We start from the raw sequence: 24875 nt of genomic DNA, 5'->3' as shown, positions 1-24875 counted from the left end.
CACTCGCAATTCGCATTCCCACAAACAGCAAAACCGCAAGTCAACAACATTGCCCATCGCGTATTGGCAACATCGCGGGCAACGAGTGCCCGCCCTACGATAATCGCACGTGCAGCAGATACCATTAACGAGAAAACACCACCCATACGGTAGCGCGGGCACTTGTGCCCGCGTGTAGCGCTCGCGCCCTACGATTTTTGCGTGCTTAGTAAAGCAACAACAGTCACTCTATTTGCTTGGTGAGCTCTAAGAGCAAGCGTTCAATAGCGGCGTCGAGTTCGTCTAGCGCTGGGTCAATCAGCGCTACCTTGTTTTTAAGCAACGTTTCGCAGTGTTTGCAGATGGCGCGCAATTGCGGAACACCACAGTATTGTGCTGCGCCATGTATACGGTGGATGCGTTCCAGCAGGGCATTACGGTCGTTGCGCGCGCGGGCTTGTTGCAGATACTGACGGTCGCTCGGTAAGGACTCAAATAACAGCTTGAGTAATTCGTTGGCAAGTGAGTCTTTATCATTGGAAAGCGCGCGGCCCTCTTGTCGGTCGATGACCGGCAGCAGCAGATGCTCAGTTGTATTGATTGGCGCGAGTTCAGGTTGTTTTTCACTGCTGATAAAAATGCCTGTCCACTTTGCAATGCTCTGTGCTAACGAGTGTTCGCTAATGGGTTTGCTCAAGCAGTCGTTAATTCCCGATTGTAAAAACTGCTGTGTTTCGTAGGGCAGTGCATGGGCTGTCACGGCGATGATAGGTGTGGCTTTTAGTTTTTGATTTCGCTCCCAGGTGCGAATGGCTTCAGTGCATTGCTGACCGCTCATGGTGGGCATTTGAATGTCCATAAAGACAATATCAAAGTGCTCTTGTTGAAACAGAGCTAAGGCTGTATGCCCGTTATCTGCTGTGCTGACCTGTACGTTCATATCGCAGAGTAAGGTCTTGATCAGTAATAAATTTGCGGGGTTGTCATCCACGCATAATGCGTGCAATGCATGCTGCGCAGGCGCCGCTTGCGCTTGAGGACTGTCGCTAATTGACAGTAAATCGTTAATGGCGTGCTGTAAACGACGGTGACAGGCCGGCTTGCTGAGCAGTTGTTCGCAAAAGGGCCGTTCTAGTTTATTTTGGAAGATGGCAAAGTCACAGGTATTGCATAACAGTAAGACTTTGCACTGCAAATGCTGCAACTCGCTGAGGAGCAGCTGTAAGCTATAAATAGGATGCTGCTGTGTGTTTATCCCCAGCACGGCCAGCTGATAGGGTGAGGCTGTTGTTGCCGCTGCCCGCACGTCTTGAATTAAATCATCCAAGCTGTTTGGCACGTCAACCTGTAAACCGCAGTCTTCTAGTTGATGAGCAATCGCTTGCTGGGCTAGAGGGTGAGGTTCGTGCACAATGACTCTATGGGGTAAAGCACTCGGCTCTACTGTCATAAAGTCACTGCTGTAGGTTTTTTCTAAACGGACGCTGAACCAGAACTCAGAGCCTTGCCCAGGCGCGCTATTGACACCAATCTCACCGCCCATGTGCTCGACCAAACGCTTGGAAATTGTCAAACCCAAACCGGTGCCGCCAGACTGGCGTGTCAGCGAATGATCAGCTTGGTTAAAGGCATTAAATAGAGCGCTTTGCTCAGTGTTATGCATGCCAATCCCCGTATCTTGTACGCTGATACGTAACTGCGCAAACTCCTCATACTCATCATCGAGCATGGTGCGCACCACAATACTGCCTTCGCGAGTGAATTTAATCGCATTACCAATCAGATTCGTGAGGATTTGCTTGAGGCGTTGTGCGTCACCGATTAGCGTGCGTGGGGTATCGCGGTATACCAAACTGATCAGTTCCAGCTGTTTTTGATGCGCAGCTGGGGCCAGCAATGTCAGGGTGTCTTGAATTAAATCGCGTAAATAAAAAGGCGCATGATCAAGCACAAGTTTGCCGGCTTCGATTTTTGAAAAATCCAATACTTCGTTGATGATATTCAGCAAGCTCTCTGAGGAACCGATGATGGTGCTCAGATAGTCCTGCTGGCGAATGGTTAAATCGCTTTTTTTCAAGAGTTGGGTAAAGCCAAGAATACCGTTAAGAGGAGTGCGGATTTCATGGCTCATATTGGCTAGAAATTCAGATTTGATACGGCTGGCTTCAATAGCTTCTTTGCGTGCCAAATCCAACTCAATATTTTGAATTTCAATGGTTTCTAAATTATGGCTGGCGTCAGCAAGGGCTTGTTCGATGCTGCTTTGCATTTCTTCTTGCGCCTGCTGCAAAGTGTGCGCCATCAGGTTAATGCTGCTGACCAACTCATCCAGTTCTTGGCTGCCCGGAGACTCTAAGCGCGTATCTAAATGGCCTTCACGGATTCTGGCGACGCCTTTTTTTATGTTGTCTAGCGGAATGCTGATGGTGCGACTGAGGCGCAGCGCCAATACGGCAGTGATCAGTAAGCCTAAGGCGATAAATATAGAGCTAAAAAAAATGCTTCGATAACCTTGCAGTAAAGCAGCGTGATGTGACATCTCAATGCTAACCCAGCCCATGGCTTGCTGCTCAGGCTGACTGAGCAATGCAGATTCAACGGGTGCGTGCGGGCTTTTGTAAATGGGGATACTCAGCTCGGAGCTGGAGGTGTTGTGATGAATACTCAGTTGCTGTGGCTGCGTTAAAATATGTTCTGACATCGACGGGCCGGTATGCACCAAAACAGTGCCATTGGCAGTGGTAAAACGAACCGCGCGGACATCATTGAGGTTAATGGCGTCCTGAGCTATGCGTGAGAGCTCTTGTTTATCGCCTGCGTGCATTGGCGCGTGGCTAAGCATTGCCAGTTGATTGAGAATCAGCTCACCGCGGTGTAAGAGTTGCTGGTGTGAGTCAGTGAATTGCGAATAGCTAAACCAGCTGCCCAGCACGAAGGCGAAAATGCCTGAGGGCAACAAGGTGAGTAGCAGAACACGGCCTTTAATTCCAAGCTGGGTTAGCACGCTGTGATTCTCCAACAGAATATAAACAAAGAAATTTTAATTTTACCCTGTTTTATGCGTTTAGGTTATAAGTTGATGCATTCGTGGGTTATGGACTCTTTGCATTTGGCGCTATCATAGGCCTCTTTAAATTTTGATGCTGCTGCTTATTATGATCGTTCACTATCCAACTTTGGCCGACTGCATCGGCAAGACCCCATTAATCCGTTTACAACGCCTTGCTGGTGAAACTTCGAATACCTTGCTGGTAAAGCTTGAGGGTAACAATCCTGCCGGATCAGTCAAAGACCGTCCAGCGCTGGCGATGATTGAGCGTGCTGAGCGCAGTGGCCGCATTCAACCGGGTGATGCGTTAATTGAAGCAACATCAGGCAATACCGGAATTGCTTTAGCCATGGTTGCTGCAATCAAAGGCTATCGCATGCTGCTGATTATGCCGGATAACTCTACCGCTGAGCGCAAAGCAGCGATGACGGCCTATGGTGCTGAGTTAATTTTGGTGGAATCCATGGAGGCTGCACGTGACCTTGCCCTAGAGATGCAAGCACAAGGCAAAGGCATTGTGCTGGATCAGTTTTCTAATCAAGACAATCCGACCGCGCATTATTGCAGCACCGGCCCTGAGATTTGGCAGCAAACCCAAGGTCAGGTGACTCACTTTATTAGTTCGATGGGCACCACTGGCACCATTATGGGGGTCTCGCGCTATTTAAAAGAGCAGAACCCTGCTGTGCAAATTATAGGTTTGCAGCCCATAGAGGGCGCGACTATTCCAGGTATCCGGCGCTGGCCCGAGGCGTATTTGCCAAGTATTTTTGATGGCAGGCGCGTTGATCGGATTGTTGATATGGGCCAGCAAGAAGCAGAAAACTGCATGCGCCGCTTGGCCCGTGAAGAGGGGCTATTCTGTGGTGTCTCCTCGGGTGGTGCTGTGGCAGCCATGCTGCAAGTGTCTAAAACTGTTGAAAACTCTGTGTTAGTCGCGATTGTTTGTGATCGTGGCGACCGTTATCTATCCAGTGGTGTGTATGCGCCGGAGTCCGTATGAGTCGTCCCAAAGCGCCAAAGTCGTTACGTTTTCAGCCAGCAGGTGGTGAGCGTAGAGGGCTGCCCGTTGGTAAAAAGCAAGTGCTCAATATTGAGCGTTTATCCCACGATGGCCGTGGCATTGCGTTTCTTGAGGGGCGCACTTGGTTTGTCAGTGGCGCCTTGCCCGGTGAGCAGGTGCAAGCACAGGTGCTTGCCGCCCGCAGTAAAGTTGTTGAAGCACAGGTGGTGGCGGTGCAAACCAGCAGTGCTGAGCGCATCACGCCGCAATGCCAGTGGGCAGGGCAGTGTGGTGGCTGCACCTTGCAACATCTCAGTCATGCGCAACAAATTGAACTCAAGCACGCTAATCTTGTTGAGCAATTAAGCCGCGAAGGGGTGACGCCGAGCAACTGGGTCGAGCCGCTAGTGGGTCCCGCATTTGCCTATCGCCGTCGCAGCCGTGTAGCGGTGCGTTATGACGTCAAGCAAAAACACGTGCAGGTCGGCTTTCGTGGTTTGGCCAGTAATGACATTGTTGAAGTGCAGACCTGTGTGGTTTTGGTTGATGGCCTGCAGTCGTTGTTTAGCGGTTTAAGTGCTTTATTTAATGGCTTTAAGCAGCCGCAAGCGCTGGGCCATGTCGAGTTGTTTAGTGGCAGCAGTAATGCGCTGTTGCTGCGCCACACTCAGGGCTTAGATGCAACTGATCTGCAACAGCTACGTGCTTATTGTGCTGCGCATCAGGCACAGCTATGGCTGCAGGGCTCAGGCGCACCGCAACCGGATCAAGCGGGGCTGACATTAAATTATCCACTGCCAGCATATGACTTAAATATTGCCTACCAACCCGGTGACTTTGTGCAAGTTAATGCGCAAATGAATGAGGCGATGATTAAGCAAGCGCTGGATTGGTTGGCGCCGCAAGCAGATGATCGTGTTTTAGATCTGTTTTGCGGGCTCGGCAACTTTGCGTTACCGCTGGCGCAGCAGGTTAAGCAGGTGGTTGCGGTGGAAGGTGTGGAGGCGATGCTGCTGCGTGCCGGAGAAAATGCCAGCGCACATCAACTTGATAATGTGGATTTTATCCGTTGTGATTTGTCTGAGTCGCTGCGTCATAATGATTGGGCACGGCAAGGCTTTTCTGCTGCGTTATTAGACCCGCCGCGCGAGGGTGCACAGGCAGTGGTTGCAGATTTAGCGAAACTGAAAGTGCCGCGTATAGTCTATGTCTCTTGTAATCCTGCTACCTTGGCGCGTGATGCGGCGTTGCTGACTGCACGTGGCTATCGCCTCGAAAAAGCCGGAGTACTGGATATGTTTGCACAAACGGGCCACACCGAAGCTATGGCATTGTTTGTAAAAAAATAAGTGTGAAAAAGTAAGCAGTTTGCTTTGCTCGTTAATGTCATCAGTTGAGTTTTACACTCGAAGGATTGGTAATGGTACAAGTCAGAACAGAACAGCCGGTGAGCCAAGACGGCAGTATTGATTTGCCTCGTTGGGTTGCGCAAATTATCGAGGTTGCACCAACGCTGGAAGCACAGGGCTTGCTGGATGCCTGCATGTTTGCCCGCGAGGCTGAGCGCAAAGCTAAGGCAGCAGATAATATCTGGGCTGAAGGCACCTCTAGTCTGCAAACAGGTTTAGAAATTGCCGAAATACTAGTTGATTTACAGCTGGATCAAGAAACCTTGGTTGCGGCGATCCTGTATCGCACTGTACGTGAAGGTAAGGCGCCCCTAACTGAAATAGAAAGCCAGTTTGGCCCTGTTGTCAGTAAATTGATTGATGGTGTGCTGCGCATGGCAGCGATCAGTGCCACCATCAATCCGCGTAAAAGTGTTGTGCTTAACGCGCAAGCACAAGTTGAAAACCTACGCCGCATGTTGGTGGCGATGGTTGATGATGTACGCGTGGCGCTGATTAAACTGGCTGAGCGTACCTGCGCTATTCGTGCAGTGAAAAACGCGCCAGAGCACAAGCGTTATCGCGTGGCCCGCGAGGTGTTTGATATCTACGCGCCGCTGGCGCACCGCTTAGGTATTGGTCATATTAAGTGGGAGCTTGAAGATTTATCCTTCCGCTACCTTGAGCCGGATCAGTACATGCATATTGCCGGCTTGCTGCATGAGCGGCGCATGGACCGCGAGCAGTTTATTCGCAATGTGGTTCAGCAATTGCGTGATGAACTCAAAGAAGCACGCATTGATGCAGATGTCAGCGGCCGAGTGAAACATATTTATTCTATCTGGCGCAAAATGCAGAAAAAAGGCCTGCAATTTAGCGAGATTTACGATGTGCGTGCCGTTCGCATTTTAGTGCCCGAGGTGCGTGACTGTTATACCGCGCTGGGTATTGTGCACACGCGCTGGCGCCATATCGCCCATGAATTTGATGATTACATTGCCAACCCTAAAGAAAATGGTTACCGCTCGCTGCATACCGCGGTGATCGGTCCCGAAGGCAAAGTGCTGGAAGTGCAGATCCGCACTCATGCTATGCATGAGGAAGCTGAGTTAGGCGTGTGCGCACACTGGCGCTATAAAGGTACGGACTCTGACGGCCCCTCTGATCACTACGAAGAGAAAATTTCTTGGCTCAGACAAGTGCTCGAGTGGCATGAGGAGCTGGGTGATATTGGTGGTTTGGCCGATCAGATTCGCGTGGATATTGAGCCAGATCGGGTGTATGTGTTTACCCCTGACGGTCATGCTATTGATTTGCCCAAGGGCTCGACGCCGCTAGATTTTGCTTACCGTGTGCATACCGAAATTGGCCATAATTGCCGTGGTGCTAAGGTCAATGGCCGTATTGTGCCGCTCAACTACAATCTAAAAACCGGTGAGCAGGTTGAGGTGATTACCGGTAAAAATGGTGCGCCAAGCCGTGATTGGCTCAATACCAACTTAGGCTATATCAACACAACGCGCGCACGCGCCAAAGTGGTGCACTGGTTTAAGCTGCAAGCGCGTGATCAGAACGTGGCGGCTGGCAAGCAGATGCTGGAGCGTGAAATGGCGCGCTTGGCCATTGGCCCGGTTAATTATGAGCGTCTGGCTGAGCGCTGTAATTTAAAAAGCAGTGAAGATCTATTTGCTGCTCTAGGTGCTGGTGATGTGCGTTTGCCACATGCCATAGGGCTGGCGCAACAGCTGCTTGAGCCGCATGAGCGTAGTGTCCAGCAGTTGGATCTGATTCCGCGTAAACCGACGCATTACAGCACGCCCGCACGTGATGAAATACGCATTCATGGTGTTGGAAATTTACTCACGCAAATGGCCGGTTGCTGTCAGCCGGTACCGGGCGAACCCATTGTTGGCTACATCACCATGGGGCGCGGGGTGACGATTCACCGTCAAGATTGTGCGACGGCCCTGCAGCTTAGCGGTCGAGAGCCGGAGCGGATGATTCAGGTCGGCTGGGGTACTGAACCGGTGAAAACCTATCCAGTTGATGTCTTGGTGCGTGCTTATGATCGCTCAGGTCTGCTCAGTGATATTTCTCAGGTGTTGCTCAATGAGAAAATGAATATTATTGCGCTAAACACCACTGTGGTGAAAGAAGACAATATCGCTATTATAAATTTGACCGCAGAGGTTCCAGGCTTGGATGAGCTTGGGCGCTTACTCGGGCGAATCTCGCAGCTGCCAAATATCATTGAAGTGCGCCGACAGCGCCATTAAAGGGGGTGCTGCTGTGAGCTGTCGACCGGAAGGAGCAATCTCTAATGCCCTGCAGGTCGACACGCTGCCTTGTAGGTCAGCACTTTAGGGCCGACCTTGGCGTCTTGTAAGCTTGGCTTTGTCGCTCATAAATGAGCGACCTACAAGGGTGGTGTAGATCAATACTTTAGGGCGACAACTCTGGGTTTCTGTCTAATTCACTCACAGGTCAAAGTATTGGAATACCAATGTCACCCATAAATGGATGACGATTAAATCGGCGCTTCGACTGGGTTGCGCTCGCTTAAGCAGGCTATTGGCTGCTTTATGCGAGCGCTAGGCTGACTGATTGGCCTTAATTGACTGGGTTCGCTATTCTTAGCCCACCTATAATTATTTAGAAGGATAGTATTGCATGTCAGAGTTCCCACCTTGCCCGGCGTGTAAAGAAGAAATCACCTACCCAGACCGTGAAAATTATGTCTGTGCAACCTGTGGCCATGAATGGGCTATGGATGGGTCTTCAGAGGTTGAAGAAAGCGATGTAAAAGTGGTGCGTGATGCGCACGGCACGCCCTTAGCTGATGGTGATACCGTTGTCTTAATCAAAGATCTGAAAGTCAAAGGCAGCTCAACGGTGATTAAGATGGGTACCCGGGTGACCAATATTCGTATCGTTGATGGCGATCATGACCTTGACTGCCGTGTCGATGGTCAGAAAATCATGCTCAAGTCTGAGTTTATGAAAAAAGCTTAAAATTACCCGCATCAAGTCGCTATTGCGCTGACTTGAGCAGCTAACGCAGATCTAACACCTAGCCTGTTTTTCAGTTTTTGTGTATCTGCGTTCTTTTCATGGTGAATATTCTATTGCAGCCGCTGTTGGTACTATAAATTATTGGCTGCCAGCAGTAGAATAACGCCTTTATCGCATAATTCTCATGGAGTTGAAGGCATGTCAGACGTCAAGAAGGTGGTTCTCGCCTATTCCGGTGGCTTGGACACTTCGGTCATTCTTAAGTGGCTGCAAGATACGTACAACTGTGAAGTTGTTACTTTTACCGCAGACCTTGGTCAAGGTGAAGAAGTAGAGCCTGCACGTGCTAAAGCACAAGCCCTCGGTGTTAAAGAAATCTACATTGACGATCTACGCGAAGAGTTTGTTCGTGACTTTGTCTTCCCGATGTTCCGTGCCAATACCATCTATGAAGGTGAGTACTTGCTCGGCACCTCAATTGCGCGCCCTTTGATTGCCAAGCGCTTAATTGAAATTGCCAATGAAACCGGTGCTGATGCAATTTCGCACGGCGCCACCGGTAAAGGTAATGACCAAGTGCGTTTTGAGTTGGGTGCCTATGCGCTGAAGCCGGGCGTACAGGTGATTGCCCCTTGGCGTGAGTGGGATTTGTTGTCACGTGAAAAGCTGATGGACTATGCCGCTAAGCACGGTATTGAAATTGAGCGCCACGGTAACAAAAAGTCACCCTATTCGATGGATGCCAACTTACTGCACATCTCGTATGAAGGCGGCGTGTTGGAAGACACCTGGACCGAGCACGAAGAAGAGATGTGGCGCTGGACTAAGTCGCTTGAAGACGCTTGTGCTACTCCACAGTACATCGAGCTGACCTATCGTAAAGGTGACATCACCGCCATTGATGGTGTTGAAATGTCGCCAGCTACAGTACTGGCTGAGCTGAATCGCATTGGTGGTGAGCATGGTATTGGCCGTGTTGATATCGTTGAAAATCGCTATGTGGGCATGAAAGCCCGTGGTTGCTACGAAACCCCAGGCGGCACCATCATGCTTAAAGGCCATCGCGCGATGGAGTCAATCACGCTAGACCGCGAAGTGGCACATTTAAAAGATGAATTAATGCCTCGCTATGCATCGTTGATTTATAACGGTTACTGGTGGAGCCCTGAGCGCGCCATGTTGCAGCAGATGATTGATGCGTCACAGGCCAATGTAAACGGTGTGGTGCGTTTGAAACTGTACAAAGGCAACGTGATTGTTATCGGCCGCAAATCTGATGATTCTCTGTTTGATGCAGCAATTGCTACCTTTGAAGATGATGCTGGCGCCTACGATCAGGCGGATGCGGCAGGCTTTATTAAGCTCAATGCGCTACGTTTGCGCATTGCTGCCACTAAAGGCCGCAAGCTGCTGTAAAAGTAAGAGGTGGGTTTCTACCTTTTCATTCACTAAAAAACCACCCCTCGCGGTGGTTTTTTAGCAACATCGCGGGCAACAAGTGCCCGCCCTACGATTTTTGCGTGCGCAGCGGTTGATGCTGTGCAAAAGCGCTGCAATATATCGCACCCAAGGGCGGGCACTTGTGCCCGCGCGCCATTATCGTGCGGTTTGCTAGACGACAATCGCGGGTATGAATGCCGTCCGCAGGTCACCAACTAACAGCGGCAGTTAATCCGCACGACTCGGTGATAACAATTCGATCTTGTAGCCGTCTGGGTCTTCAACAAAAGCTAAAATACTTGAACCATGCATCATTGGGCCCGGCTCGCGCGTGATCTTACCGCCGCGCGCACGAATATCTTCGCAGGCTTTATACACGTCTTCGACTTCTAAAGCGATATGGCCGTAACCGTCTCCTAGATCGTATTTATCCACACCCCAGTTATGGGTCAGTTCAATCACACTGTTACTGGCTTCATCGCCATAACCAACAAAGGCTAAAGTAAATTTGCCATCCGGATAATCGCGGCGGCGTAACAATTGCATGCCCAGCACTTCAGTATAAAAAGCAATCGAAGCCTCAAGGTCTCCGACCCGTAGCATGGTATGTAAAAGTCTCATCAGATTACTCTCCTCAGCGCCATTACAGCGACATTAATAAAAGCCCAGCCATGTGGGCGTTATGTTATGCATGGCTCCCTTTGCTTAACAGCCAAAAATAACCACTGTAAACAAGACACTACGCTAAGCTCTAAAATCTTTATCTATTTCTTTTACTGGAAGATCTTCAAGCAGCGTAATAATTGTCTGATTATTGCCCAGTTGAGCCAATTCCAGTAGATAGCTTTTTTCAATATCGAGCATCGGTCGATCAGCCAATAACTTTTTTACCAGTGCTTCTTCACCATTGATGACAGCAGTTTTCAAGGCCATATAGTTGGCCATGCGGTGCTTATTTTGATCAGTCATATTGGATACCCTCATGCATTCGAGCTAGTGTTTCATCTAGTATTTCTCTCGTTAATTTGAGTCATCATCAACCATACGGGCTAAGCTGTATACCCTTTGCAAGGTTTGGCCTTTTCAGGCCAGCGCTGCGCCGTTATGAGACAACTCTGTTAAGGCATGCACCTAGCAGCTAATCGAGCTTAAGACCAAAGCGTGCCCATTCGAATTTTTTATGCAATGAGGCTCGACTTAAGGACGTGCTGAATAATTACCTGCGTTGTCAGGACGGTGTTAAAAAAAGGCTCACACTGTTTAGATTGAACGTGCATTAGCACGGCCCCGAAGGGGTGAGCGGAGCGAATAAAATGCTCATTTACTACATGTAAACTGCGCTTTTTCACCGATTTGACTGGCTGGCGCTCGCCCTTCGGGCCAGCCTTTGGCTGTTACTCAGGTTGGTCGTTGCGCCTAGCCCTGACTGCCTCGCCAACATTATTGAGTGCTTCCTTAAATTAGTTTTTTCACATGGTGAGTAAAAGGTGTGCAAATAATGATCAGCTCTACGGTGCTTACAAAGTACGACAGATTACCGGCGCAGTCAAAAAAGGGCCGCAAAATATGCGGCCCTTTTAGCACAATGACGATCAACGGTTCTAAAGCTATTTATAAAAAGCTTCAACAGTACCTTTTAAAGTGACCATTAAGGGCTGGCCGCGGCGGTCTTTTGCTTTAGGTGAAGCAATTTTAATCCAGCCTTCACTGATGCAATATTCCTCGACATCAGTTCGCTCTTTGCCGTTGATTCGAATGCCAATATTATGTTCGAAAATTTCTGCCACGTGATGAGGACTGCGTGGATTACCTGAGAGGCGGTCGGGCAAAGTGGGCAGTGTTGTTGTGTCGTTCATGTTTAACCTAAGCTCGATAAAAAGTGCGCCATTGTAGTCAACCTAGATCCAACGCTCAAGAAATAGCATCGGACAAGACTCTCTGAAAGCAGAATCGCTGCACTGTTACCAATACGTGATACCCGAGATGTATCAACTACGCGATGTTCTGCGAACGCAAAATCGTCGGGCGAGCACGCGTTGCCCGCGATGTTGCGAATGCATGAAGCTCAGCGTTTAAAATGCGTGGTGCGTGGTGTGTGGTGTGTGATGTGCGTAGTTGTTGCCTTGTGGATTGTGATGCGCGGGCACAAGTGCCCGCCCTACCAGGGCGCGATATATTGCAGCATTTATGCATAGCAGCAACCACTGCGCACGCAAAATCGGGCGGGCACGCGTTGCCCGCGCTACGGTTATTGTGGGTTTTTCTCTGTATAACCGCCGCCTAAGGCTTTATACAGATTGATCTCGCTGGCTAATTGCGCAAATTGCGTGCTGATGCGCTGTTGCTGGGCATTAAATAATAAGCGCTGGGCATCTAATAATGTCAGCTGATTATCAATGCCTTCACGGTAACGGCGGTCGGCGAGATTTAAATATTCAGCACTGGATTTTACCAGTTCATCATGTGCTGCCAGCTGTTGTTTATAGGTGATGCGTTCAATCAGACCATCTGCCACTTCTTGGAACGCTGTTTGAATGGTTTTTTCATAGCGAGCGATATTGATGTCTTTTTGAATCTCGCTGTAATCCAAGTTGGCGCGTAAGCGTCCAGCATTAAAAATTGGTATGTTGATGCTGGGTTTAAATAGCCATGAGCCACTGCCACTGTCGAATAAACCTGATAGATCAGGGCTTAAACTGCCTGCTGTAGCGGTTAAGCTGACGCTTGGGAAAAATGCGGCTCGCGCAGCACCAATATTGGCATTGGCCGCTTTCAGCTCGAACTCTGCTTGCAAAATATCCGGACGACGCTGCAGCAAGTCAGCTGGCAGACCAACCGGTAGCTCTGCAAATTTAAAGTGACCTAAGGCGACAGGTTGTGTCAGATCAGTGGCGGTGTCACCACCCAAAAGCAGGTTGAGAGCGTTGCGACTTTGCACACTTTGTCGTTCAAACTGAGCAAGGCTGATCCGTGCACTGTTAGCGGCAGTACGCGCTTGTTGTAGCTCTAAAGAAGAGGCAACTCCTGCATCGAAGCTGCTTTCAACAAGACGTAAGCTGTCTTCGTAGGTGATTAAGGTTTCACGCACTAACTGTAGAGCTTCTTGGTCTGCTTGCAGCGCTAGCCAAGCGGTTGCCACGCTGGCAATCAGACTGAGCTGGGTGCTGCGCTGCGCTTGTTCGCTGGCAAAATAGCTGGCCAAGGCTTGATCACGCAAGCTGCTTAAGCGACCGAACAAATCAATTTCCCATGCAGTTGTCCCCAAGTTTGCTGAGTACTGGCTGCTAATGGTTGAGTTGCCGGTAGGGCTCATATTGCCCGGTAGACGTTGGCGATTAGCACCAGCGCTGGCATCAAGCGACGGGAAGCGTGCACTGCGCTGAATGCGATACTGTGCGCGAAAGGCATCGACGTTAAGCGCTGCAATGCGCATGTCACGGTTATTTTCTAACGCAGTAGCAATCAGCTCCTGCAGTGCTGGATCTTGGAAAAACTCGCGCCAGTTTGGCAGGGTTGCTGCACTTTGTTGTGCCGCATCAGTATCCCACTGCCCAGCAACGGGTGCGGTGGGTTGCTGGTAGTTTGGAATTAATGAGCAACCGCTCAATACTGTTAATAGAGCGGCGGCTAAGGCGGTGCGCTTCATTGTGCGTCCTCCTGTTTTTTAGCGTTGGCTGTTTTAAATAAACCGCTGACTAGAACATAAAATAGCGGCACAAAGAAAATAGCCAAGATCATCGCGGTGAGCATCCCACCAATCACACCGGTACCAATCGCATGCTTACTGCCTGCACCCGCACCTGTGGCGATTGCTAGTGGCGTCACCCCAAGGACAAATGCCAGTGAGGTCATAATGATTGGACGCAAACGAATACGACTGGCTTCAATAGCAGCTTCAGCCAAGCTCATGCCTTGTGAGTGCAGCGATTTGGCAAATTCAACAATCAAGATGGCGTTACGCGCAGACAAGCCAATAGTGGTTAGCAAGCCAATTTGAAAGTACACGTCATTGGATAAGCCGCGGCCATAGGTGGCCAGCAAAGCACCGAGAACACCCAGCGGCACCACCAGCATCACCGAGAAGGGAATTGACCAGCTCTCATACATAGCGGCCAAGCATAGGAACACCACCAGTAACGACAGGGCATACAAAGCGGGCGCTTGGTCGCCTGAGAGACGCTCCTCGTAGGACAAACCTGTCCATGACAGACCAATACCCGAAGGCAGTTGCTTGGCGATCTCTTCGACTGCTCGCATGGCGTCACCCGAGCTATAGCCGGGGGTGGGGCTGCCGAGAATTTCCATGGCTGGCACACCGTTATAGCGAGACAGTTTGGGCGAACCATAGGTCCATTCGCCGCTGGCAAAACTGCTAAATGGGATCATTTCGCCCTTATTATTGCGCACATACCATTTTTCCAAATCTTCTGGGTTCATGCGGGCTTGTGCTTCAGCTTGCATAAATACTTTTTTAACCCGGCCGCGGTCAATAAAATCATTGACGTAGCTACTGCCCCAAGCGGCTGACAAAGTCTGGTTGATATCAGCGAGCGATAAGCCCATAGAGCTGGCTTTTTCGTCGTCAATAATCAGCTTGTACTGTGGCTCATCGCGTAAACCGTTAGCCCGTACTTGCATTAAGCGCGGGTCTTGGTTAGCCATCTGTACAAACTGATCACGCGCGTTGCTTAAAACTTCGTGGCCCACGCCTGCGCGGTCTTGTAAGAACATATTAAAGCCGGTGGCGTTACCCAACTCCATCACTGCAGGTAGTGCAAAGGCAAACACCATGGCATCGCGGAGCGAGAAGAAGCGCATTTGTGCGCGTTGCGCTAAGGAAAACACGCTTTGATGTTCAAGGGTGCGCTCTTCCCAAGGTTTAAGGCCAATAAAGGCCATGCCTGAGTTCTGTCCGCGACCGGCAAAGTTAAAGCCGGTGATGGCAAATACAGAACGCACAGTGTCGCTTTCTTCTTCGAGTAAGTAATCGCGCATCTGACTGACCACATTATAAGTACGCTCTGCGGTTGAACCCGCTGGTGTTTGCACCTGGGCATAGAGCACACCTTGGTCTTCGTCGGGCAAGAATGAGGTAGGAATTTGAGTAAACATCCAGCCCATAATTGCCACAATAACCAAGTACATGAGTAAGTAGGGGGCCTTGCGGCGAATCATGGCTGTAACGCCTTTCTCATAGCGCTGTACGCCACGCTGGAAGCTGCGGTTAAACCAGCCAAAGAAACCTTTTTTCTCAAGGTTTTCACCCTTTTTAATGGGTTTAAGCATGGTGGCGCAGAGTGCCGGAGTGAAAATTAAGGCGACCAGCACCGAGAACACCATTGCTGAGATAATAGTCACCGAGAACTGTTGGTAAATAGCGCCGGTGGACCCTTCAAAGAAAGCCATGGGGATAAATACTGCAGTTAAAACTAGACCAATACCGACCAATGCACCGGTAATTTGCCCCATAGATTTACGTGTTGCTTCAATCGGCGATAAGCCTTCTTCTGCCATTACCCGTTCAACGTTTTCCACCACAACAATGGCATCATCCACCAGCAGTCCGATGGACAGCACCATAGCGAACATCGTCAAGGTGTTGATGCTGTAGCCAAACACAGCCAATACGCCAAAGGTGCCAAGAATCACCACAGGCACTGCTAAGGCAGGAATAAGCGTGGCACGTAAGTTCTGCATAAACAGATACATCACCAAGAATACCAGCACCATGGCTTCGGCTAAGGTTATAACCACCCCTTTAATCGAGGCGGAAATGACCGGTGTCGTGTCGTAGGGGTAAACAACTTTCATTCCCGGCGGGAAGAAAGGCTCCAGTTCAGCCAAGGTTGCGCGCACTGCACGAGCGGTATCTAGGGCGTTGGCACCGGTGGCCAGCTTGATCCCCATTCCGGTCGCTGGGCGGCCATTGTATTCGGCGTTAATACTGTAGTTCTCACCACCTAACTCAACGCGGGCAACATCTTTGAGCCGCACTTGTGAGCCGTCTTGGTTGACCCTGAGTAAAATATTTTCAAATTGCTCAGGTGTTTCAAAGCGAGTTTTACCAATAATGGTTGCGGTCAGCTGTTGATTGTCTAGCGCTGGTAAGCCACCCAGTTGACCAGCTGATACTTGTACGTTTTGTGCACGAATCGCGTTAGAAACGTCGAGTGGTGTCATGGCAAAGTTGGTCAGCTTGCCTGGATCAAGCCAAATGCGCATCGCATATTGCGCACCAAAGATCTGGAAGTCACCGACACCTGAGGTCCGTGAAATTGGGTCTTGAATATTAGAGACGGTGTAGTCGGCTATGTCATAACGGTTCATGCTGCCGTCTTCAGAAATAAGAGCGACAATCATTAAAAAGTTACGTGCTGATTTGGTGACGCGAATCCCTTGCTGTTGCACCTCTTGTGGTAACAACGGGGTGGCCAGTTGCAGTTTGTTTTGTACCTGTACCTGAGCAATATCGGGGTCAACATCTTGCTCAAAGGTGATGGTAATGCTCATGCTGCCATCGGAGTTACTGTCCGAGGAAATATAGCGCAGACCATCAATACCGTTCATTTGCTGCTCAATCACTTGCACCACAGTATCCTGCACCGTTTGTGCAGAAGCGCCTGGGTATCTCACCGAAATACCGACAGCAGGTGGGGCAATGCTGGGGTATTGGTTGACTGGCAATTTAAGAATGGCAAGACCACCAATCAGCATGATTACTAGGGCGAGAACCCAAGCAAAAATGGGGCGGTCGATAAAGAAATTCGACATTTAAATAGTCCCTTATTGAGCTTGGCTGGCAGCGTTTGCAGAAGAACCCGTGCTCTCTGGTGTTGCTTTAACATTACCGGCCGGGTAAGGGTCAACGCTGGCGCCGGGCTGCACAAATTGTAAGCCTTCAGTGATAATACGCTCACCTGCCTGCAACCCTTCAGTGACTAACCAGCGATCACCGACAGTGCGCTCAGCTTTTATAGTACGTGCTTCTACGATGTTTTCGGCATTTACCAGCATAGCTGTTGGCTCACCTTTAGGATTGCGCGTAATCCCTTGCTGTGGCGCCAGAATTGCTTGCCTCTGTACGCCGCTGACTAAGCTGGCATGCACAAACATGCCCGGCAATAACAACGCATCGGGGTTTGGGAATACGGCACGCAGGGTAACTGAACCGGTGCCAGCATCGACCGATACTTCTGAAAACTCTAGGGTACCGGTGTGTGTGTAATCGCTACCGTCTTGCAGCTTGAGTGTGACTTGCGCAGCATTATCGCCCGCTTTTTCAAGTTGACCGCTGGCCAGCTCACGACGTAAACGTAATAAATCAGTGGCGGACTGGGTGACATCAACGTAAATAGGGTCAAGTTGCTGAATGACAGCCAGCTCTTGCGCTTGACCGTTACTTACCAGTGCACCTTCGCTGGCGCTGGAGCGGCCAATACGACCGGAAATAGGGGCTAGGACGCGAGTATAGCGTTGCTCGATTTTAGCGCGCTCAAGTGCGGCCTCTGCTTGCAAGCGGTTGGCTTGCGCATCATCATATTGTTGACGGCTGACAGCACGCTCTTCAACCAGCACCTTATAGCGTTCGGCCAGTGAGCGTGCCGCCAATAAACTGGCTTCAGCGCTTTTTAGGTTGGCGGCATAAAGAGCAGGATCAATCTGATACAGCTGTTGATTGGCTTTAACATCACTGCCTTCTTTAAATAGGCGCTTTTGAATGATGCCATTGACCTGTGGACGCACTTCAGCAATACGGTACGCTGCGGTTCGGCCCGGTAACTCAGTGGTTAAGGTATAGGCTTCGGATGCTAAGGTGACGATGCCAACTTTTGCAGCAGGGCGTTGTTGTTGCACCGGTTCATCAGTAGGCTGATCACAGGCACTGATCAGTAATGTACAGGCGAGCGTCAGAGCTGCAGCGGTAGTGCGTGACGAAAGGCGGGTCATAAGATCATTCCTAATGTGTATCTTTTTAGCGCTGTATAAAAAATCGCACAAATATGCGTATACAGCGGTGAATAATTATGCACTGCTTTAAAGCTTAATACAGAGGCTTTACAGTGTATTTACAGTGGTTTCTGATATATGCAGTAATATACATACATTAGTGTATGTAGGTAAGGGGTTATTGGCTGCGCGCCCGTGTTAGCTTGCAATTGCCTGGGTATTTTATCCAGTGTTGTCAGGGCTTAACGCATAAGAGTGCAGTGTGTTTATTCTTTCCGATTTTTCCAGCAAAGGCTGAAAATGACGCCAGCAATTAATTTATTAAAAAAGAAACATATTGTGCACAGGGTGCACAGTTACACGCATGATCCTCGCGCTGCATCCTACGGTCTAGAGGCAGCAGAGAAGTTAGGACTCGCGCCGCAACGTGTTTTTAAAACCCTATTGGTGAGCACTGAAACAACTGAATTATTGGTGGCTGTACTGCCGGTTCATGCACAACTTAATTTAAAAGCTTTAGCGGCCTGTGCAGGTGCAAAAAAAATAGAAATGGCTGATCCGCAACGCGCCCAGCGCAGTACCGGTTATCTTTTAGGCGGTATCAGTGCCTTGGCGCAAAAAAAAGCGTTGCGTACTTTTTTACACAGCAGCGCACAAGAGCTTGACTCTGTATATATCAGCGCAGGGCGTCGTGGCTTAGAGGTTGAGTTGGCGGCTGAAGATTTGTTGCTGTTAACGCGAGGGCAGTATGCAGATATTGCCAGTTTTAGCGAATAAATTGCTCACAAGCACCCTGCTTCTTGTTGTAAATCAAGAAAAGCCCTTGAGTCTGATCAAGAGCAGTGAAGCATTGTGCGTAAGGTATTAAGGTAAGCATAATTTGACTGGCATCAATCCAGATATATACCGACTTTGTGAGTGGTGCTCTATGTATGCTGATTTATTGAGGAGTGGCTTATGTTATTCACGCACCCAATTGTGAGTACTATATTGCAGCATCCTTTTTTTAAGAATCTTGAGCTGCCTGATCAGGAGCGCCTGATTGCGCAAAGCAATGAACAACAATTCGGTGCAGGTGAATTATTAATTCGCCAAGGTCAACCAGCGGAGCGGTTTTTTTTAGTTCTGAAAGGGCGCGTTAAGCTCTATCGCATATCTGCCGACGGCCAAGAAAAGGTTGTTGAAATTATTCAGGCTGGACAAACCTTTGCCGAAGCTGTGATGTTTATGCAGCGTTCTGAGTACCCAGTATGCGCAGAAACCTTAGAAGCTGTACAGCTGATTAGCTTCCCAAATCGTTTAATGTTGACGTTGTTAGAAGAAAATCCACAGTGCTGTTTACACTTGTTAGGTCACATGAGCATACGCTTGCATCAGCGCTTAGGTGAGTTAGAAACACTCACTTTACAAAATGCCACGCAGCGCTTTGCTCTGTACTTGATTCAGCAGTTGGAAGACCGTTCACTAGAAACAGTCGATATTGAACTGCCGCTGCCCAAGCGCTTAATTGCTGCACGTTTGTCAATGCAGCCGGAAACCTTGTCACGGATTATGGCGCGCTTAAATCAAGAAGGTTTGATAGAAATGCGCGGCCGCAATATTCATATTCCTAGCATTACCGGCTTGCTAGAGCCGTTTGCTTAACGGCTCTAGGGCTGTCGCAAGATTATTGCCTTGAAAACGATTGTTGTGCCTGAAGTCAGTCGTTACGACGCACAAAGCTGCTAAATAATGTACTGATTTCTTGCCACAACGCAGGTGTGCCTAGATTTGCACTGCGGTGAGCCAGTTGGTCATCGAGCATGCTTTGCGTGCGTACATGCTGCACGACAAAATGTGCCACACCAGCGGCGCTTAAACGCTGAGCCAGTTGTAATAAACGCTGCGGATCAATCAGATCCCAATGCACAGTAGTGCGGCATTCATAGTCGATGCCACTGGCTAGCAGTAATTCTAAGCACTGCCAGTTGGCTTGGCCGCTACCGGATACACCGGTAATCAGTTCGGTCTCCTCCACCAGCGCTTTCACATCAAACCCCACCCAGTCGCAATAGGGCAGAACGCGTTCGAGTGCTTTGGCGTTAATTCCTGCAGTATGTAAGCCGACTTTAAAACCAAGGTTTTTCACATCTTGCATGGCGGGCTTCAGTGCCTGCTGTAAAGTCGCTTCTCCGCCACTAAATACCACGGCTTCAAGCAAACCTTGACGGCGCTGTAAGAACTCTAAAACGCTGTCCCAGCTCTGCGACTGCTGTGCACGGGGTGGAATTAAATCAGGGTTATGGCAATAACGGCAACGCCAGGCACAGCCTTGGCAAAACACCACGCAAGACAGATGGTCCGGATAGTCTAAAGTAGTCAGGGGCACGAAGCCCCCGACTCTGAGTTGTTCAGCCATGCTTACGCAGACTGACGCTGAGTAGGCTGCTCGTTGTAATGCAAGCGCTCACGGTGCTCGGACTGTTTGCCTGGGTTAAAGGCACTGACCGGACGGTGGTAGCCCATTACGCGGGTCCAGACTTCACAGCGTTGGCGTTGTTCTTGTGGAAGCTGATTGCTTGTTTGCATAGTTATTTCCTTATTGGTTGATGCTTAGCATCGGATCAATACGCCACGAAGGGCGCGTTGGTTTTCTCAAGCTGTCTTAATTGACTGCCTTGAGGTGTTGAGCCCGTTGCTGCTCTTGCAGCAGTGCGTCATCGCACTTGGGGCAAAATTCATGCTCGCCGGATAAATAGCCGTGCACCGGACAAATCGAGAACGTTGGGGTAATGGTCAAATAGGGCAGGTGGAAACGGCCCAAAGCATTGCGTACCAGATTTTTACAGGCTTGCGTGGAGGAAATTTGCTCGGACATATACAAGTGCAGCACAGTGCCGCCGGTGTATTTGCATTGCAGTTCGTCCTGCAGTTCCAGTGCTTCAAACGCATCATCGGTAAAGCCAACCGGCAGTTGCGAAGAATTGGTGTAGTAGGGCGCATCGATGCTGCCGGCTTGGAGAATATCGGCATAGCGTTTTTGGTCTTCTTTAGCAAAGCGATAGGTGGTGCCCTCGGCTGGCGTGGCTTCCAGATTGTAGAGATTGCCAGTTTCTTCTTGGAAGGCCACTAAACGCTCACGCACATGATCGAGCATCTCAATCGCCATGTTGCGGCCATTGGCCGTGTGCATACCGTCTTCATCGTTAGTGTAATTACGCAGCATTTCATGCAAACCGTTCACGCCAATAGTGGAGAAATGGTTGCGCAAGGTGCCTAAATAGCGCTTGCTGTACGGGTATAAACCTGCATCCATGTGATGTTGAATGACTTTGCGTTTGACCTCTAAGCTTTGTTTGGCCATCTCCAGCAATTCATCTAAGCGGCGATACAAACCAATCGGGTTGTTTTTATATAAATAGCCTAAGCGTGCGCAGTTGATGGTAACCACACCTAGCGAGCCGGTTTGCTCAGCTGAACCAAATAAGCCGCCGCCACGTTTTAACAGTTCGCGTACATCCAGTTGCAAGCGACAGCACATGGAACGCACTTGGTTGGGTTCCAGCTCTGAGTTAAGGAAGTTTTGGAAATATGGCAAGCCATAGCGCGCAGTCATTTCAAATAAGCGGTTGGCGTTTTCACTGTCCCAAGGGAAATCATGGGTGATGTTGTAGGTGGGAATAGGGAAGGTGAATACGCGCCCCAAGCCATCACCAGCCTGCATCACTTCGATATAGGCTTGGTTGATCAGCTCCATTTCTTCTTGTAAATCACCGTAGGCAAAGGGCATTTCTTCGCCACCGATATATGGAATTTGTTCACGCAAATCTTCAGGGCAAACCCAGTCAAAGGTCAGGTTGGTAAATGGCGTTTGCGTGCCCCAGCGTGAAGGGACGTTGAGGTTGTAAATAAATTCTTGGATATCTTGGCGAATCTGCTCATAACTGAGGTTGTCTTTGCGCACAAAAGGCGCGAGATAAGTGTCAAAGGAGCTAAACGCCTGCGCGCCGGCCCATTCGTTTTGCAAGGTGCCAAGAAAGTTAACCATTTGCCCTAAAGCGCTGGAGAGATGTTTAGGTGGGCCGGCTTCAACACGGCCTGGAATACCGTTAAAGCCCTCATTGAGTAGGGTGCGCAACGACCAGCCTGCACAATAGCCTGCGAGCATGTCCAAATCATGAATATGCAAATCACCTTCGCGGTGTGCTTCACCAATTTCCGGACTATAAACTTCATTGAGCCAGTAGTTGGCGGTGACTTTGCCGGATACGTTGAGAATTAAACCGCCCAAGGAATAGCCTTGGTTAGCATTGGCACGCACGCGCCAATCCTCGCGAGATAAGTATTCGTTCATTGACGAAGCAACATCGACTAAGGATTTTTTGTCGCGGCGTAAACGCGAGTGCTGTTCGCGGTACACAATATAAGCGCGCGCGGTACGAAAATGTCCGGCTTCCATCAAGGAGGTTTCTACACAGTCTTGAATGTCTTCAACGTTGAGTGCGTCATGCTCAGGCAGATTTTTTAATACATGCTCGCAGAGCTGTGCTGCAGTTGCGGGATTAAATTCCCCAGTCGCGCGGCCTGCTGCTGTGATGGCGTTGAGGATTTTTTTTGCATCAAAGGATGCATAACTCTGGTCGCGCTTACGCAGTTGACGTGGATTTTTTACAGCAGCGAGCATTGGCATAGTGTACCTCTGAATACATTATATGGTGTTTTTGTGTCGATCAGGACACAACATGTAGTGCAAGGTACGCGAAGCGCTCGGCTTTTAAATTGACCGGGGTCAAGTCTGAGCGGGTGGAGGGGTTTTCTTAATCGAGCCAACAACGTTTTTTGCCAAGGCTTGCGAGGAGGTGAAATCGGTACTTCTGGAGAGGTGACTTTTACTTATTTGCGAGTTGACTTGCCCTTTGTTTGAGCTGCTTAAGGCTGTGATATTGAGCTGTAGCGAACCTTTTTGGCTACGCTGCATAACGCGCGCTGGGCCTGCCTTAGCTGATTTTCAGGTGCGCTGTAATGACGATTATTGCAGGTCAAGAGCATCGCAAAACTAAGGCAGGCTTTCGCTCAATCAGCTGCGCTATAACGACGCACGCCGCTCATTGGTAAGCTGCTGTGCGCCGCGACAGTTCCAGGTGTGGCAAATGCCACAAGGTGGTCAGCAGCCACAGCAATACCGACATTTTCGCCGAGAAAGTGGTCAATATGGCTGGTAAAGATCGCTTCTAACTGATTGCCGGTTGGCAGTTCAAGCCGGTATAAGGTGGCAGCACCTAAAAAGGTTTTGCCAATAATGATGGCTCTGAGCGGGCTCTCGGGTGAGTCGATAATATCATCAGGACGCAGTAAAACATCGACAGCACTGCCAGCTGGCCAATTGTAAGCACGATTGCCGCGAATCACGCCCAATTCCGTTTGCACGCTGTCATGGGTTAGCATTTGTCCGCGAATAAAATAACCCTGACCAACAAAGCTGGCGACAAACGGGGTTAGTGGCTCGTGATACAAGTTAAAGGGTGAATCCCATTGCTCCAAGCGGCCTTTATTGAAAACGCCAATGCTGTCGCTCATAGCAAAGGCTTCTTCTTGGTCGTGGGTCACCAAAATTGCGCTGGTGCCGCGTTGCTTGAGGATCTCGCGTACTTCTTGGCTTAAACTGCGACGTAACTCGCCATCTAAGTTAGAAAAAGGCTCATCGAGCAAGAGCAAATTGGGTTCGGGTGCTAAGGCGCGGGCTAAAGCCACACGCTGCTGCTGTCCACCGGATAGTTCATGGGGATAGCGCTTACCTAAGGTGTTGAGCTTAACCAGTTCGAGTAGCTCTTGGGTAATACGTTGAACCTCAGGGTGCTTGCGAATGCCAAAGGCGACATTTTGCTCCACGTTAAGATGTGGAAATAGCGCGTAATCTTGGAAAACCATACCAATGCGACGTTTTTCTGGAGCCAAGGTAAAGTTAGGTCGGGAAATAACTTCGCCGGCCAGTCTTATTGCGCCTTTGATAATGGGCTCAAAACCAGCAATCGCACGCAATGTTGTGGTCTTGCCGCAACCAGAGGGACCAAGCAAGCAGCCAATGTCGCCACGATTAAGGTGCAGGTTGAGGTCTTGTACGATGGGTTGTTTGTGATAGCCACAACTTAGGTCAGTCAGGCTTAATAAAGGGCCTTGTTTATCCATGCTGATAGGGTACCGGATAGATTAAAAATTCCAAGAAAGCCTTGTATGCCTGTCATACGCAGCTGGTTGATGTGCTATTGTTTTATGTTGCGCCCACAGCGCGCATAAATATATTTACCAGCTGATCCCGTCAATGCGTGAAGATGCTCAACACGCCAATTTTACGGCATGCATGATTGTAGAGAGAAGAGCACAAAAAAGCTAAAAGCAAACACTACTCAGACTGAAACTCAATGCGATCAGGGTTGAATCCTAGCAGATTTTACCCAGAGCGTTGTAGCTGGAAACTGCTAAAAGAAAAACTGCTGCGCGCGAATGTTGTCAGTGCTTGCGTATGCGCTGGTGTTGAACTGTCTTGCGCTCAGTTATAAGGCGTGGTTATAGGCTGTATATTCAAGTAAAATAAAATGCTTGATTTCAGTTAACCTAAATCAGAGCGCTATGCTAGGTTTTAGGCTAGAATACCCGCCAGGTGCCCAGCGATGCGAGGGCGTAATGAATAAAATATGTGTCGAGGTGGATTTTGGATATCATCGAAACAATTAAAGAACAGATCGAAAACAACGCAATTCTGCTGTACATGAAGGGTTCACCAAATGCGCCACAATGTGGCTTTTCACAACGTGCGACCCAAGCGCTAATGGCCTGCGGTGAGAAGTTTGCTTTTGTTGATATTTTACAAAATCCAGACATTCGTGCGAATTTGCCTGCCTATGCCAACTGGCCAACATTCCCACAGCTATGGATCAATGGTGAGTTGATTGGTGGTTGCGATATCATCAGTGAGCTGCATGACAGCGGTGAGTTACAAACGATGGTTAAAGATGCAGCGGCTAAAGTAGCAGCCAAAGCAGACGCTTAATCAGCGCTGATTGCTAATCCGTTACATAAA

Annotated in this window: 19 protein-coding genes; 8 read left to right on the top strand and 11 right to left on the bottom strand. The window is 49.5% G+C overall.

Annotation, left to right across the window (positions count from 1 at the left end; all coding sequences use genetic code 11):
• Positions 1-223 precede the first annotated feature (223 nt).
• Positions 224-2983, bottom strand: a complete 2760-nt coding sequence (locus FXF61_RS08295) for a response regulator (protein WP_151184820.1) — start codon at positions 2981-2983, stop codon at positions 224-226.
• Between the two features lie 151 nt (positions 2984-3134).
• Here FXF61_RS08295 and cysM point away from each other — a divergent pair, with 151 nt between their 5' ends.
• The 5 genes from cysM (at position 3135) to FXF61_RS08270 (ending at position 9847) form a co-directional block, all read left to right on the top strand.
• On the top strand, positions 3135-4031 hold the full coding sequence (gene cysM, locus FXF61_RS08290) for a cysteine synthase CysM (RefSeq protein WP_151186049.1): 897 nt from the start codon (positions 3135-3137) through the stop codon (positions 4029-4031).
• A complete protein-coding gene (gene rlmD / locus FXF61_RS08285; RefSeq protein WP_151184819.1) occupies positions 4028-5380 on the top strand; it encodes a 23S rRNA (uracil(1939)-C(5))-methyltransferase RlmD in 1353 nt (450 codons plus the stop codon). The genes cysM and rlmD overlap by 4 nt, the downstream gene beginning before the upstream one ends.
• A 71-nt stretch (positions 5381-5451) precedes the next feature.
• Positions 5452-7695, top strand: a complete 2244-nt coding sequence (gene relA, locus FXF61_RS08280) for a GTP diphosphokinase (RefSeq protein WP_151184818.1) — start codon at positions 5452-5454, stop codon at positions 7693-7695.
• A gap of 394 nt (positions 7696-8089) precedes the next feature.
• Entirely contained in the window at positions 8090-8431 is a 342-nt protein-coding gene (locus tag FXF61_RS08275) for a zinc ribbon domain-containing protein YjdM (RefSeq protein ID WP_151184817.1), read from the top strand.
• Between the two features lie 198 nt (positions 8432-8629).
• A complete protein-coding gene (locus tag FXF61_RS08270) occupies positions 8630-9847 on the top strand; it encodes an argininosuccinate synthase (RefSeq protein ID WP_151184816.1) in 1218 nt (405 codons plus the stop codon).
• 252 nt (positions 9848-10099) lie between these two features.
• On the opposite strand, the gene gloA is transcribed toward FXF61_RS08270, so the two are convergent.
• The 6 genes from gloA to FXF61_RS08240 form a co-directional block, all read right to left on the bottom strand.
• The gene (gene gloA / locus FXF61_RS08265; protein ID WP_151184815.1) at positions 10100-10492 is read right to left on the bottom strand and encodes a lactoylglutathione lyase; all 393 of its coding nucleotides are present in this window, start codon (positions 10490-10492) and stop codon (positions 10100-10102) included.
• A gap of 123 nt (positions 10493-10615) precedes the next feature.
• Positions 10616-10840: a hypothetical protein gene (locus FXF61_RS08260; RefSeq protein WP_151184814.1), complete on the bottom strand. Its 225-nt coding sequence runs from the start codon at positions 10838-10840 to the stop codon at positions 10616-10618.
• Positions 10841-11478: 638 nt separating this feature from the next.
• Positions 11479-11727, bottom strand: a complete 249-nt coding sequence (locus FXF61_RS08255) for a DUF3297 family protein (RefSeq protein ID WP_151184813.1) — start codon at positions 11725-11727, stop codon at positions 11479-11481.
• Between the two features lie 392 nt (positions 11728-12119).
• A complete protein-coding gene (locus FXF61_RS08250; protein WP_151184812.1) occupies positions 12120-13517 on the bottom strand; it encodes an efflux transporter outer membrane subunit in 1398 nt (465 codons plus the stop codon).
• Positions 13514-16642, bottom strand: a complete 3129-nt coding sequence (locus tag FXF61_RS08245) for an efflux RND transporter permease subunit (RefSeq protein ID WP_151184811.1) — start codon at positions 16640-16642, stop codon at positions 13514-13516. Before FXF61_RS08245 ends, FXF61_RS08250 begins: the two co-directional genes overlap by 4 nt.
• A 12-nt stretch (positions 16643-16654) precedes the next feature.
• Positions 16655-17818, bottom strand: coding sequence for an efflux RND transporter periplasmic adaptor subunit (locus tag FXF61_RS08240; protein WP_151184810.1), 1164 nt, complete (start codon positions 17816-17818; stop codon positions 16655-16657).
• A 300-nt stretch (positions 17819-18118) separates the two neighbouring features.
• Here FXF61_RS08240 and ybaK point away from each other — a divergent pair, with 300 nt between their 5' ends.
• Together ybaK and FXF61_RS08230 are read left to right on the top strand one after the other, a co-directional pair.
• Complete coding sequence (gene ybaK / locus FXF61_RS08235) at positions 18119-18595, top strand: Cys-tRNA(Pro) deacylase (RefSeq protein WP_151184809.1); 477 nt, start codon at positions 18119-18121, stop codon at positions 18593-18595.
• A gap of 180 nt (positions 18596-18775) precedes the next feature.
• On the top strand, positions 18776-19462 hold the full coding sequence (locus FXF61_RS08230; RefSeq protein WP_151184808.1) for a Crp/Fnr family transcriptional regulator: 687 nt from the start codon (positions 18776-18778) through the stop codon (positions 19460-19462).
• Positions 19463-19517: 55 nt separating this feature from the next.
• On the opposite strand, the gene FXF61_RS08225 is transcribed toward FXF61_RS08230, so the two are convergent.
• The 4 genes from FXF61_RS08225 to FXF61_RS08210 form a co-directional block, all read right to left on the bottom strand.
• The gene (locus FXF61_RS08225; RefSeq protein ID WP_151184807.1) at positions 19518-20216 is read right to left on the bottom strand and encodes an anaerobic ribonucleoside-triphosphate reductase activating protein; all 699 of its coding nucleotides are present in this window, start codon (positions 20214-20216) and stop codon (positions 19518-19520) included.
• 2 nt (positions 20217-20218) lie between these two features.
• Positions 20219-20386 (bottom strand): anaerobic ribonucleoside-triphosphate reductase, encoded by a 168-nt coding sequence (gene nrdD / locus FXF61_RS08220; protein ID WP_151184806.1) that lies wholly within the window; start codon positions 20384-20386, stop codon positions 20219-20221.
• Between the two features lie 76 nt (positions 20387-20462).
• Positions 20463-22487 (bottom strand): ribonucleoside triphosphate reductase, encoded by a 2025-nt coding sequence (locus FXF61_RS08215; RefSeq protein WP_151184805.1) that lies wholly within the window; start codon positions 22485-22487, stop codon positions 20463-20465.
• Between the two features lie 383 nt (positions 22488-22870).
• A complete protein-coding gene (locus FXF61_RS08210) occupies positions 22871-23983 on the bottom strand; it encodes an ABC transporter ATP-binding protein (RefSeq protein WP_151184804.1) in 1113 nt (370 codons plus the stop codon).
• Between the two features lie 523 nt (positions 23984-24506).
• Between FXF61_RS08210 and grxD the strand changes: the two genes are divergently transcribed.
• On the top strand, positions 24507-24845 hold the full coding sequence (grxD, locus tag FXF61_RS08205) for a Grx4 family monothiol glutaredoxin (protein ID WP_151186048.1): 339 nt from the start codon (positions 24507-24509) through the stop codon (positions 24843-24845).
• The last annotated feature ends 30 nt before the right edge of the window (positions 24846-24875 follow it).

This window comes from Pseudomonas sp. C27(2019) (assembly GCF_008807395.1).
GTDB lineage: Bacteria > Pseudomonadota > Gammaproteobacteria > Pseudomonadales > Pseudomonadaceae > Denitrificimonas.
This window is presented reverse-complemented; position numbering and strand designations above follow the sequence as displayed.